The 11,677-nt window shown below is 59.5% G+C and carries 9 protein-coding genes and 2 pseudogenes; 2 read left to right on the top strand and 9 right to left on the bottom strand.

The window, feature by feature from the left end:
• Positions 1–18 precede the first annotated feature (18 nt).
• Together LUU92_RS18910 and LUU92_RS18905 are read right to left on the bottom strand one after the other, a co-directional pair.
• Positions 19–450, bottom strand: a complete 432-nt coding sequence (locus LUU92_RS18910) for a nucleoside triphosphate pyrophosphohydrolase family protein (protein WP_008037541.1) — start codon at positions 448–450, stop codon at positions 19–21.
• A 687-nt stretch (positions 451–1,137) separates the two neighbouring features.
• Positions 1,138–1,791: pseudogene (locus LUU92_RS18905) on the bottom strand (integrase arm-type DNA-binding domain-containing protein); the annotation flags it as partial.
• Positions 1,792–2,211: 420 nt separating this feature from the next.
• Here LUU92_RS18905 and LUU92_RS29265 point away from each other — a divergent pair.
• Together LUU92_RS29265 and LUU92_RS29260 are read left to right on the top strand one after the other, a co-directional pair.
• Positions 2,212–2,988, top strand: a pseudogene (locus LUU92_RS29265) (PAS domain-containing protein); the annotation flags it as partial.
• Positions 2,989–3,087: 99 nt separating this feature from the next.
• Positions 3,088–3,525, top strand: coding sequence for a methyl-accepting chemotaxis protein (locus LUU92_RS29260; protein WP_371322063.1), 438 nt, complete (start codon positions 3,088–3,090; stop codon positions 3,523–3,525).
• A 102-nt stretch (positions 3,526–3,627) separates the two neighbouring features.
• On the opposite strand, the gene LUU92_RS18890 is transcribed toward LUU92_RS29260, so the two are convergent.
• From LUU92_RS18890 to oxdA, 7 genes are all read right to left on the bottom strand, one after another.
• Positions 3,628–5,268: an AMP-binding protein gene (locus LUU92_RS18890; protein WP_257102474.1), complete on the bottom strand. Its 1,641-nt coding sequence runs from the start codon at positions 5,266–5,268 to the stop codon at positions 3,628–3,630.
• A gap of 25 nt (positions 5,269–5,293) precedes the next feature.
• Entirely contained in the window at positions 5,294–6,574 is a 1,281-nt protein-coding gene (locus tag LUU92_RS18885; RefSeq protein WP_071492184.1) for a GTP-binding protein, read from the bottom strand.
• Complete coding sequence (gene nthB, locus LUU92_RS18880) at positions 6,571–7,233, bottom strand: nitrile hydratase subunit beta (RefSeq protein ID WP_071492183.1); 663 nt, start codon at positions 7,231–7,233, stop codon at positions 6,571–6,573. The genes LUU92_RS18885 and nthB overlap by 4 nt, the downstream gene beginning before the upstream one ends.
• Before the next feature lie 41 nt (positions 7,234–7,274).
• Positions 7,275–7,877: a nitrile hydratase subunit alpha gene (gene nthA, locus LUU92_RS18875; protein WP_071492182.1), complete on the bottom strand. Its 603-nt coding sequence runs from the start codon at positions 7,875–7,877 to the stop codon at positions 7,275–7,277.
• An 80-nt stretch (positions 7,878–7,957) separates the two neighbouring features.
• The gene (locus tag LUU92_RS18870; RefSeq protein ID WP_257102473.1) at positions 7,958–9,472 is read right to left on the bottom strand and encodes an amidase; all 1,515 of its coding nucleotides are present in this window, start codon (positions 9,470–9,472) and stop codon (positions 7,958–7,960) included.
• Between the two features lie 118 nt (positions 9,473–9,590).
• The gene (locus LUU92_RS18865) at positions 9,591–10,460 is read right to left on the bottom strand and encodes a transporter (protein ID WP_257102472.1); all 870 of its coding nucleotides are present in this window, start codon (positions 10,458–10,460) and stop codon (positions 9,591–9,593) included.
• Positions 10,457–11,524, bottom strand: a complete 1,068-nt coding sequence (oxdA, locus tag LUU92_RS18860) for an aliphatic aldoxime dehydratase (protein ID WP_071492180.1) — start codon at positions 11,522–11,524, stop codon at positions 10,457–10,459. The genes LUU92_RS18865 and oxdA overlap by 4 nt, the downstream gene beginning before the upstream one ends.
• Between the last annotated feature and the right edge of the window lie 153 nt (positions 11,525–11,677).

Here is an 11,677-nt window from a genome sequence, read left to right as displayed (position 1 = left end):
CACCTCTGAAACGTGGGTTTACTTTTGGGCCGGGAGGCTTGCCAGGAGCTGCTTGATTTGGGGCTCGGGTTTCCAGTAATTGGGGCCCTTAAGGAATTTCCCATTCTCATCGTAGATAGGCTTGCCATCGGCACCTAGCTTGCTCTCGTTGCTGTCCATGATCAGCTCCAGTACGGCTTCAAGAGGGATGCCGTACTTCATTGCCTCGGAGCGGCAATACACGATGACGTCGCCGAGAAGGTCTGCAATGGCGACCTGAACATCGATGGCATCGTCTCCTCGACGAATCTGCTCAGTAATGTCATCGATCTCGGCGACTTCGTCGAGCAGCGTCCGCTTGAATTTCAGGAGGCGATCTTCTGCATCAGGGAAGAGGTGCGGAGCCTCATGGATGGGCAGCTTGTACATCGCATTCATTGTCTGGATGCGGTCACGAAAACTTTTGCTCATTGATCCATCTCCGTTGGTGAGGCGTTAGCAGCAGACACTACGCTTCTTTTTCATGGCAAAGCAATCCAAAACACCCTGGCCTGCCATAGCTTCGCAGACGCTCTCATGGCGCCTCTGTCTCGTAGTTTGCATTTCATCCGGCAGAGCAAACCCAGGCGTTAGAAGCTTGGCGTTACAATTATGGTGTTAACCTCTGACCTTTCTTCACAAAGGCGTGCCACGTCTGTCAGGCACGCTCTAGGACAGCAGGGAGCCTTCAGGTAGCGGATTCACCAACAACAGACCCTAATTCCCCATCACCTCTGGCCCAGGCCGAGGCAGAAGGAAAATCGCCCGTCCCTGACAGAAGCGTGATGCCGGTAAAGGGTGGCTTTTTCAGTGGTCTCGCCAGCCTCATTTTCGACGCCGTAGGTTTCAAGCAGCGCTCGGCTTGGAAAGCTGAGCACCTGGTCGGCGTAGGAGAGGGCTTCGAGTCGGGTAGAGACCATCGAGTGGAACTGGGCCGCGTTGAGGGGCGGACTGGGCGCCCGGAGGGTAAAACCGAAGGCTTGGCAGAGGGCTCTGCTCAAGGGCATAGCCAAGGCCTTGATGAAGGCAAGCTGATAGTTGAGCTGCGTCCAGGAACCACTGACCAGCCTGGTTCACCTCCATCAAGGAAGCGGCCCTCTTCAAGGACTGGAGGTTTGCAATCAGGGGGGAGATGTCGACCAGTTCAGTCGGATCACCCTCAACCAGTAACGCCCGCCAAGGTTGGCGCTTTCTAGCCTAGTTGAACAACTGGGTGAGGTCTGCGAAGAAGCTGATGGCCTGCCGGTGAGCGCCGCGGTTGACCACGGCCTGGATCAGCGCTCGGACATCATGTTCGGAGACGCTGCTCACTGCGGTCTTGCCGAGTGCTGGCATAAGGTCCTTGTTAAAGCGTCGTTGCAACTCGGCATTGCCGTCTTTACGCGCGACACCATCCAGCAGCCAGGCCTTGACCAGATCCTGGACGGTCAGTGTTTGCACCTTCGTTGTTTTTAAGTGTTCGGTCTCTACGTTAGCGGCGGCGTATGCCTGCACCTTCGCGGTTTTCTTGTGCTCGTTGGGATTGATCTGCTCATCAATAAGCGCACGGGCCTGGTTGCGCGCCTTGCGGATGTCCGTCAGGGATTTGCGCGGCCAGGATCCGCAGGAGTACTCTTTGTTCTGGTCGCCCCAGCGATACCGATAGAAAAAGCTGACCGACACACCGTCCTTACGCATTGAGATTCGACCGGCCAGATTGCCATCCTCCCGGAGGATTCGGCCGGCATCGTTGGCGGTCAGCGACTCGAGTTCTTTTATGGTGATTTTGGCCATAAAATCGGTTCCCCCTACTTTTCCCCCCACAAAAACGTCGGCTCTTGATGGACGTGACTGGACTCTCGTGGAGCAGAACTCCGCTGAAACTCAAGTAAATACTAGCTTTGAATATTCCAGAGTAAAATTTTGAAAGCTTTCAAGAAGTATGAAAAAGGAGATGGGGTGCTAGGGGTCGAGTGTTCGAATCACTCCGTCCCGACCATTATTCCTGAGTAAAATCAGACTCTTAAGCCGATCAGTTAGATCGGCTTTTTTGTGCCTGCACAAAACTTCTCGTTGATTTCGCTGATGTTCAGATCCGGAACTGCCTCGGACCAGATGATTTCCCCATGGGTCCCGCTGATAGTTCTTGGTCATGCCCTCAATTTGCGCCATGAGACGCCGATACGATAGGTATGACCCAAGAGGCGATGTCCTATGTTCAATGCAAGCCTTAAGAAACAGCTTCAATCTCAGACCAGTGAACTGTTAGAGCTTCGCCAACTGCGCGACGGTCTGAACCGTGAAATGCTGACGTTGAGTATCGACTCGTCGTTTAACATCACGGCCTGCAACGAAAACTTTGGAAATACGCTGGGCTACGCTCCGGATCAGCTTGTCGGTCGCGCCATGGCCGAGATTGTTCCCTCGTATGTCTCCAAACTGCCGTGCTTTCATAACTTTCGAGCGGCGGTGGCCGCGGGTAAGTCAATCAGCGACGATTACAGATACCTTCATGCCAATGGTTCGTTGGTGTGGATTCATGCACATTGGCAGCCAATCATGGACGCGAGCGGCCAGTTGAGTCATGTCACTTGCTACGCGACGAACATTACCTCCCGAGTGGAAAAAGCCTCGGAAAACGCGTCGTTCATTGAGGCGTTATTACGTTCTACTGCGGTGATCGAGTTTGATCTCTCCGGGCATGTACTGATGGCGAATGATCAGTTTCTACAAGCCATGGGCTACAACCTGGGACAGGCAAAAGGGAGCCATCACCGGGTTTTCTGTAAACCGGAGCTGACTTCGTCCCAGGTGTACAAGGACTTCTGGGCAAAGCTGAACAGAGGTGAATTTGTTGCCGGCCGGTTCGAACGTATAGACAGTCGCGGCCAAACGGTGTGGCTGGAAGCGACCTACAACCCGGTTTACGACACCGAAGGCAATCTTTGCAAAGTGGTGAAGTTCGCCACGGTAGTGACCGATCAGGTGGCCCGTGAGCAAGAAGTGAGCGGGGCCGCCCAGACGGCATTTGAAATTTCTCAGCAAACGGATGTCAGCGCTCAACGAGGCGCAGTCGTCGTCAACGATACGATGCATACCATGCGTAAGATTGCCGTTGATATGCAGGCGGCCTCCGGGGGAGTAGAAGCGCTGGGCAAACAGTCATTGTTGATCAGCTCAATTATTCAGACGATCAGCAGCATCGCGCAGCAAACCAATCTTCTTGCTTTGAATGCTGCGATTGAAGCGGCTCGCGCAGGTGAACAAGGTCGAGGATTTGCCGTTGTGGCTGATGAGGTTCGACAATTGGCGGGCAGAACCAGCACGGCGACTGAAGAAATCGCGTCGGTTGTCTTGCAGAATCAGAAGTTGGTCGATGAGACCGTCGCTGAGATGGCCAACAGCAAGTCCCAAGCCGAGCAAGGCCTGGAACTTGCCACTCAGGCAGGCCAGGTGATTGTTGAAATCCAGGACGGTGCCAAGCAAGTAGTCGACGCCGTGGGCAGGTTTGCGACCCAGTTGGCTTAGGGAGCGAAAGGGCGCGCCACAGCTGTCATCAAGGATGGGGCCTGGACACGGCCCTGCGCTGAAACGCCGGTCGGCTCAGCACAGGAACCATCCGCCCCTAAGTCATGTGTCGAGTGCCTGCTGTTTGGCTATTTCCTGGTTGCGCAAAATAAACCGCTGCAACTTTCCACTCGGTGTCTTGGGTAGTTGTTCGACGAATTCGATTTCCCGCGGGTAAGCATGTGCAGCCAGGCGCTCTCGCACGTGCAGGCGCAGGATTTCCGCCAATTCGGCGCTGGGCGAATACTGGCCATGCAATACGATAAACGCCTTGATCAGTTCAGTGCGCTGCGGGTCGGGTTTGCCGATCACCGCGGCCTCGACCACCGCCGGGTGTTCGATCAACGCGCTCTCGACATCGAAAGGCCCGACGCGATAGCCCGAGGTGGTGATCACATCGTCGTTACGGCCGACGAAGCTGATACTGCCGTCGTCATTCAACTCCACGATATCGCCGCTCAAGTAATAGCGGCTGACGAAGGCGTTGGTCGGCATCGCGAAGTAGCCGTTGAACCAGCACTGCGGCGAACGCTCGCGGTCCACCGCCAGCACGCCAGGCTGGCCAGTCGGCAATTCCCGGTGGGCGTCATCCAGCACGACAATCCGGTATCCCGGCACCGCATAGCCGGCCGAGCCCTCACGTACCGGGTGGCGTAGCCCATGATGATTGCACAGCACCATGCCGATTTCGGTCTGGCCGTAATGGTCGTGGATGACCACGCCGAGCTGTTCGGCAAACCAACGGATGACTTGCGGGTTGAGCGGCTCGCCGGCGCTGCTGACGATACGCAGGTGGCCGCGCACGGCGTCGGCGAACTCGGCTCCTGCCGCGATCAGCAGGCGATAGGCTGTCGGCGAGCCGGCCAGGTTGCGGATGCCGTATTTGGTGATGATCCGGCAGGTACTCTCCACCGAAAACGGCCCGTCATAAAACAATGTGGCATGGCCACATGCCAATGGGCCGGTCACCGCGTAGTACAGGCCATACGCCCAGCCAGGGTCGGCGAGGTTCCAGAATGGCTCGCCCTCACGCAGGTCGATTGCATCACGCATATAGCCCTTGAAGGCCAGGAGGGCGCTTAAAGGCACTTCCAGCGGTTTGGCCGGCCCGGTGGTGCCCGAGGTGCACATCAGCAGAAAAGGCGCACTGGCATCCAGCAACTCGGGTGCGCATTCGGTGTGTTGATGATCCAGTGCACTCCAGAAATCGTAATCGCCTGGGGCCCGTGCATGGTCGCCGGTCACCAGGATGCCTGGGCAGTCCGGGATGTCATCCAGCTTGGAACGGTTGTGCGCGTCGGTCACGATCCAGCGTGCCTTGGAGCAGCCCAATCGCTGCTCGATCGCCTTGGGACCGAATGCGGTAAAAAGCGGCTGGTAGACCGCGCCGATACGCCAGGTGCCCAAGATGGCGATCAACAGTTCAACCGTGCGTGGCATCAGACCCGCGATACGCTCTCCGGGCTTGACTCCCTGTTCCCGCAGAAAATTGCCGAAGCGCGCAGCATGGGCCTGCAGTTCGCTGAAGCGGTAATGCGTGGCACGGCCATCCCGCGTTTCGCAATACAACGCCACGGCATTTGCGTCAGCGTGGCGGTCGCAGCATTCGACGCAGGCATTCAAGGCATTCAGCTCGCCCTGCAAATCCTGCGCGGCCAGGCGTAAAAAATCGAAGGAGCTCACTGCTGAGTCGTAATCGCGCATAACGTACCTGATTGTTATTGTTGGATTAGGTGCTTTGCCCACGCCCATGGTGCGGGGGGGAGGTTGCCCCAGCCTGCAAGGCGGCCGACAGGGCCTGTGCGTCAAAGGCAGCCGCCCCCGGCAGGGCTCGCCAGGCCGACGGCCCGGCGGCGATTTCCTCGGCACTGAGCAGGCAGTGGTCGAGTTCACGCTGCAAAGCATGGGTGTCGAGATCCTGGCCGATGAACACCCACTCCTGCCGACAGTCACCGACGATGCTGTCCCACTTGGCCATGATGCTCTGCAACCGGTATTCATCCCGCGGCCACTGCGACTGCTCGATGAAGTTCCACCAGTGCCCGACGTAGTCCCACTGGAACTGCGCGCCGCTTTGCGCCAGCAGGCCGGTTTCCAAGTGTCGGCTGGCCAGCCAGAAATACCCTTTGCTGCGTAACAGGCGGCCGTTGCTCCAGGGCCGTTGGAGGAAATCGAGCAAGCGTTGTGGATGGAAGGGCGCGCGTTCGCGGTATACCCAGGACGTCACGCCATAGGTGTCCGACTCGGAGGCCGGAGCGTCTTCAACCTCCATTTTCCTCATCCAGCCCGGCGACGCCGCAAGGCTGGGCAAGTCAAACAGATGGGTGTCGAGGAGGCGGGTCAATTCGACCTGGCCGTGGGCCATCGGCATGATCCGGGCGGTCGGATTAAGGCTTGTGAGAATCGCCCGCACAGCCTGATAACCCGGCTCGTCGATCAGGTCCCGTTTGTTGACGAGAATGACGTTGGCGTATTCCACCTGCTCGATCAGCAGGTCCGCCAGAGGACGTGCAGGGGTGCTCTCCTGTGTGTCGTCGCGGGCCACGGTGTCCGGTGACCTGAGCAATGCCTGAAAACGGCTGCCATCGACCACCGTCACCAGGGTGTCGAGCCGTGCCAGTTCGCTGAGGCTGAAGCCTTCAGCGTCAAGGAAGGCGAACGTCTCGGCGACCGGCATTGGCTCCGAGATGCCCGTGGATTCGATGAGCAGGTAATCGAAACGCTGCTGACGCGCCAGGGCACTGATCTGTTCGAGCAGATCGGCGCGCAGCGTGCAGCAAATGCAGCCGTTGCTCATTTCGATGAGTTCATCGCGACCACGGTGCAGCGACACGTCGCGCTGCACCTCGGCGGCATCGATATTGACCTCGCTCATATCATTGACGATGACCGCCACCTTCAGGCCTTCGCGATTGCGCAGGATATGGTTGAGCAGGGTGGTCTTGCCGGCACCGAGGAAGCCGGAGAGCACCGTCACCGGCAGTCGGCCCGCCTGGGTACCGTCCCTCATACGTTCACCGCTCGAGGGGCATCGACGCGGTCCAGGTAGCTTTCGAACAGATCGACCACCACGAAGCCGTCGTCTGCCGCATCGCCCCACAGATCTTTCACGGCAAACTCCACATGGTAGGTCGGCTGATGCGCCGCGCTTGTATCGCCATGGCCGATCGCGTCCGGGAACGGCCATTTTTCCGACGTGCGATGCAACACCACGCCTTGCTTGCCGCGCACATAGGCCGGCATGCGGATATGCCCGGCCACGTACTCGTCGCGCACGACCACGCGGTCACCGACCTCAAACGGCGCTCGACCGGTGATCGCCGCACGACCTCCAGCCTGTGCCGGGTTTGCCAGCTTGAAGTGAGAACCCAAGGCCTGGTCGAGCTCCGCCTGGGTGATGACGCCCGTTTCGACCAGCAGGGTGGCGGTCGCGATGACGTAGCGTTCGTAGTACTGGGTGCCGACATGTTGGCGAACGTCCAGGCGTTCGACGGCATGACGCACTTCGTCCACGCTGAACTTCTTCAAATGATCGGCCCCGACGAACATCAAGCTGTAGGCCAGGTGCTCCCAGTCCTGCTTGAATACCTGTTTGTAGTCCAGGCTATTGATGGTGTGAGGGACTTTGCCAAAGCCTTGGAAACCGCCGAGATCGTGAAAGCCATCCATAATAGAAACTCCGGGAGTTGAACGATGATGCGTGGTTTTTCTCAGCCAACGCGGGGCAGGGCGACGCCGATCAGCACGTCTTTGGTCACGAGTGCCTGAAGCTGCTCCTCACTCATGTGCTCGGAACCTTCAGGCCTTACCGGCAACACCAGGTAGCGGGTCTCGGCGCTGGTATCCCAGACCTTGACCACCACGTCGGTTGGCAGCTCCGTCCCCAGTTCTTGCAGCACCGTGCGCCCCTCCCGGACCAGGCGTGCACGGAACTCGAAGCCCTTGTACCACTCGGGCGGCAGGCCGAGCACCGGCCAGTTGGTGCAGGAGCACAAGCTGCAGACAATGACGTTCTTCACCTGCGGCGTGTCTTCCAGCGCGACGATGTATTCGCCCTGCGGTCCGGTATAGCCGAACCGGGCACACGCAGCGGTGCCGTCCTTGAGCAACAGCGCCCGGAATTGCGGATCGACCCAGGCCTTGGCGACCACACGGGCGCCGTTCTCCGGGCTCCAGCCGTGCTCCATCAATTGCGTGAGCTGCTCGACGTAGCCCTCCGGGATAAGGTCCTTGCTCTTGAGGACTTGAAACAATGCCCAGGCCCGTTCACCTGGGGTTGAAGTGCCCGCAGGCGTGGAATTGGATGGACTCATGGGGTATCTCCTATCAGTCAACGCGGTTGTGGAGTGGTTGAAACGTGCCGGTGTTTCTTATTGTTTTCCAGGTTGGGCGCTCAGAGCGTGCGCCAGTCCACCGTGGCTTCGAACGCCGCCGCGGCCTGGTAGATCGTGCCTTCGCCGTAGTGCCTGGCGACCAGCATCAGCCCGACGGGCAGCCCGTCCACCAGGCCGCAGGGAATCGACATGGCCGGATGCCCGGTGATGTCTTGTGGCGCGGTATTGCCGATCATTTCCAGGGCGCGGGCCACGTATTCAGTGATCGAACAGCCCGCTGGCGGGTGGGGCTGGGCGGTGATGGGCGTGGTCGGCATCACCAGCAGGTCATAGCTCTGCAAGGCCTTGTCATAGCCTTGCCGGGCGAAGCGGGCGAGGTTCTGGGCCTTGGCGTAATACCGCCCGTTGTAGTGGGTCAGGCCGTACTGGCCGACGAACATGCACAGCTTGAGTGACGCGGATAATTGGTCCGCCTGTTCGCGCCAACCGGCCTGTTTGTCCAGCAGGCCGACGTCGTACAGGCCTTTCCAGTTAAAGCCCGCACCGTTGCCGTGCATCATCTGCATGGTCAAGCCTTCGCAACCGATGGGATGCCACAACGAACCTGCCAGGTTGTGTTCGGGAACGGACACCGGCTCGACATGGGCGCCCAACGCTTCGAGACGGGCGATAGCGTCGCGCACCTTGTCCGCCACGCGCGGGTCCTGATTGGCCAGCGCGAACCCCTCCTGCAACACGCCGATTCTGAGCCCGCTCACGCCCCGCGCCAGGTAACTGCAATAGTCATCGACCTGGGGCGCCGCCTGGCGTGGGTCGAGGCCATCGGAACCGGCCATGGCCTGCAGCATCAGCGCGTTGTCGTGCACGTTGGCGGAAATGGGGCCGACATGATCGATCGTCGCTTCAATCGCCATGATGCCGGTGTAGGGCACCAGGCCATGGGTGGGTTTCATGCCGTAGGTACCGCAGAAGGCCGACGGGATGCGGATGGAGCCGCCTTGATCGCCGCCCACGGCGATGTCGACTTCACCAGTGGCGACCAATGCCGCGCTGCCCGATGAAGACCCGCCGGCGGCATACCCGTGACGATGGGGGTTGTGTACCGGGGCTGGGTCAGAGGTATGGCTGCCGCCCGACAGACAGTAGTGCTCGCAAGTGGCTTTGCCGAGGATGGTCGCGCCGGCATCGAGCAAACGCGTGACCACGGTGGCATCGAAGCCCGGCACAAACCCTTCCAGCGGTGCGGCGCCGTTCATCATCGGGACGCCGGCCAGGGCGATGTTGTCTTTGAGCGCGACGGTTTTACCGGCCAGCAGGCCGCCACGGGCGCCATTTACTTCAGTCCGGTAGTACCAGGCGTTGAGCGGGTTTTCCTTGGCCGAGGGACGATAGCCTGAGCTGCGCTCGTAACGTATCGGCGGAACGAAATCACACAGTTCGTCGACCAGGTCGTATGCATCGAAACTCGGTTGCATCAGGTCCAGGTAGGACGCTGCCTGTTCGTGGGTCAGTTGCATGTTCAACTGGGCCGCAATGGCTAACAGCTGATCAAGCGTGGGACGAGTAATGGCCATGATTTTCCTGTCTTTTTATCGATTCAGTCCGGGTAGCAATGGACACCAAATTAGGCCTCTATCACTGTGTTCGCATGGTTGAGCAGGACACGCAGTTGGCTGAAAAGGACAGCGGCACTCAGAACACTTTCAAGACGCGCAGATTCAGGCGTGCACCTTCCCTGAAGCCTTGCTCCACCTCGATATCCCTGCCGAGCTGCGCCTGGACCTGCAAGGTTGGATCGATAAAGTGCGTGACCGTGAAACGTGCATAGGACGTCGATACGCCATCGTGCTGGTCAACGCCGTCGACGCTGGTTGCGGCCCCGGTGACATAGCCTCCGCCGAGGGCGAACGTGGTGCTTGGGGTCCAGTTGTAGCGCACGGCGGCCTGGTACTCGTAGCGCGTGTTTTCTTCGAGTTTTGCGCTGCTGGCGCCGTAGTCGTGATTGGTCGAAACCCAGGACACGTCTGCTACGGTGTCCAACGCCCACTGCGCTGAGAAGTGGTGGATGTAGGCTGCTTGTAGCGTCGCCCGCCAGCGATTCTCGCCCAGGTTCAAGGCATCGTTTTTGTCGTAGCTGCCCACGGGGATGTACAGGTAGGGGGCCAGGGCAAATACATCTTTGTTGGCGGTGGGCAGTGTCCACTTGAGCGGGGCGGTGAGAATCGGGTCGCCCACGCCGTGGGCATCGCCCAGTGCGCCGACATCGCCAGCGGCGTTCATGTAGCCGAACGGCAGCAATATCTGCGGTTCCCATGAAAGGTTTTCGCCGAGGCCTATGGCATGGATGTAACGCAGGATCCCTACGTCGGAGCTGAGCTTGGCGTTGTCCGAGGTTCGATGGCCGTTCTGATACAGCTCGGACCGGTCGGTGTGCTGGTAGTAAAACAGCACCGCATCGGCCCCGGCGGGCAGCGGCTCGAAATCCCCCGGCGCGACTTCAAGGGCCTGGCTTTTGGCAAATGGCAACATCCCCAGCACCAGCACGAGTCGACTCACGTTCATGGCCGTTCTCCTTGTGCGGCAGCGGCATCGCGCAGCATTCCGGTGTGCGGATGGCAGTTGATGTACTCGAAGATCTGGCTGTTGGCGTCTGACACTGACACTTCGTGGTACAGCCGCAACTTTTTCAAACCGGCGGCCACGCGGAAGAACGTCACGAAAATACGCAGGTGGGTCGGGTGGGATTCGGCCCAGCGCTCGAGTTTTTCCACCGAGCGCCAGTGGCCGATGTTGTAGCTGATGTCGAGAAAGTTGCCGTCCAGGTCGATATTGCGCACGAACCGATTGCTGTAGCAGCCCAGCGGCTGGCCGTTGTCACGCAGGAAGTCCATGCCGTCCTGCAAGGTTGGCAGAATTTCGTCGAGGTACAGCGCGCGCTCATCCGCCTCGGCGTCCGCCCAATCCTGGCCGGAACGAATCAGCGTGAGGTTGTCATGCCCCAGCACCACCACCCGTCCGCCCCTGGCAGGATCACCGCTGATCACTTGCAGCTCACTGGTAGGCTTCATCCAGTCGGTCTGGGAGATCGGAAAGCGGTCGCGCATCGAGCCCCAGTAACCGTGCTCTTCGATTTCGCCGCTGGTCTTGTCCATGACTGCGCCGACACCGGGCAGATTGTCCTGGAAGGCGTACAGCGTCTCGAACTGCTCCGCGCGCGGTGCGCTGATTTCACGAAAATAGCCCAGCCCGTCGTCGAGGCGATCCTGGGAGGCCCACCAGTCGTTGACCGGTGCGCAGCGTAACCAGCGGCAGTGAGCTGCCGGGTCTTTCCAGTAGCCGACCACCATCAGGTTATCGAAGCCGCTGTTGTCGGTGTGGTGGGTCACGTCATGGTTCTGCGGGCCATCGGCGAGGCTGAAGCTGCCGACGATGTGACGCATGGCCTGGAGCGCGGCTTCGCGCTGCGTCTCCCCTCGGTACTGCACGCCGAAGTAAGCCATCACCACCTGTTCCAATTGCTCGTCGGCGCGTGCAACCCACATGGCAAAGGGTGGCTGGTACTCTTCGGGCACACGGCGAGACAGGGTTCGTGGGCATTTGAGATGTGTGTCGATTGCAGATTCCATGTTGAGCTCCTCGTTATTTTCGTTCAGGCCTACGGGCGGGCATCAGTGCTGGGGCGACGGGTCGCGCTTGGCGGTCTGTCGTCGGCGCAGCAGCTTCATGGCCCCCCACTCAATCAACCAATAAGCCGACTCTTCAGGCACGAGGTCGCGCCT

It is taken from the genome of Pseudomonas extremorientalis (genome assembly GCF_024584605.1).
Classification (GTDB): domain Bacteria; phylum Pseudomonadota; class Gammaproteobacteria; order Pseudomonadales; family Pseudomonadaceae; genus Aquipseudomonas; species Aquipseudomonas extremorientalis.
This window is presented reverse-complemented; position numbering and strand designations above follow the sequence as displayed.